Below are 1,051 nucleotides of genomic sequence, written 5' to 3'. Positions count from 1 at the left end.
TATTAAAGGCTCTACAACTGGGTTAAAAAACATTGTTATCAGCCCGGCTCAAATCGACAGTCTGGTTTTGACCCCGCCATTGATCACACTAGCGAAAGGAACTCAAAGCGAGGTAAACGTCACCGCCATTTTTACTGATCAAAGCCACCAAGATGTTACTAGCCAAGTCAATTGGAGCGCTGACTCTCCTGAAATAATCTCAATTGAAGCGGGCTCATCACTTGTTAGCGGACTGGATATCGGCAGCTCAAGCCTGAGTGCTGAGCTAGATGGCCATAATGCTGCCAGTACGGTTACGGTAAGCAATGCAGTACTAAGCAATATAAGTATTCTTCCTATTAACAGCTCCCTACCAAAGGGGCTAAGCCAAAGTTTCAGTGCTCAAGGAACATACAGTGACGGCTCAGTTCAGGACATCACCGAACAGGTAACCTGGACATCGAGCGACTCGGCAATAGGCTCTATTTCAAACGCTGCGCTATCTGAAGGTTTAGTCAATGGACTAGAACTGGGATTCGTAAACATTTCCGCCACCCTGGATGATATTAGTATATCGACTAGTCTAAGCATTCAAGACGCCGTATTAACCGCAATTGAAGTTCAGCCAGGAAATATCAGCCTAGCTAACGGGCTTCAAATACAAGCCATTGCTTTAGGCTCCTATTCTGATGGAGAACAAATTGATATCAGTAAAGAGGCCAACTGGAACACAAGCTCTAGTACTGTTGCAAGCGTAGAAAGCCCTAGCGCTCCGGTTATCAGCGCTAATGCAGAAGGCGAAGCCCTGATCTCTGCCGAACTAGAAGGAATCAGTGGTATTAGTTTAGTGACAGTAACAAGTGCGACACTTCAATCAATATCACTGACGAGCGATAACACAAGTATTCCGGCTGGGTTTACAGAACAAGTCAAAGCAAGTGGCTTATATACCGATGCATCGACTAAAGACATCACCCACCTCGTCACCTGGCAAAGCGAAGACAATCAACTTATTACTGTCGACAATAATGTAGATAGCCCAGGACTAATTCGTACCGTTGCCCCCGGTAGT

Annotated in this window: 1 protein-coding gene; it reads left to right on the top strand. The window is 45.7% G+C overall.

The genetic code is table 11. The features are described from left to right. Positions 1-1,051, top strand: a 1,051-nt coding sequence (locus tag A3735_RS05780) for an Ig-like domain-containing protein (protein ID WP_197485695.1), incomplete at both ends; no start/stop codon positions are given.

Source organism: Oleiphilus sp. HI0061 (genome assembly GCF_001635675.1).
Note: the sequence above shows the minus strand (reverse complement) of the source record. Positions and strands in the feature narration are given on the sequence as shown.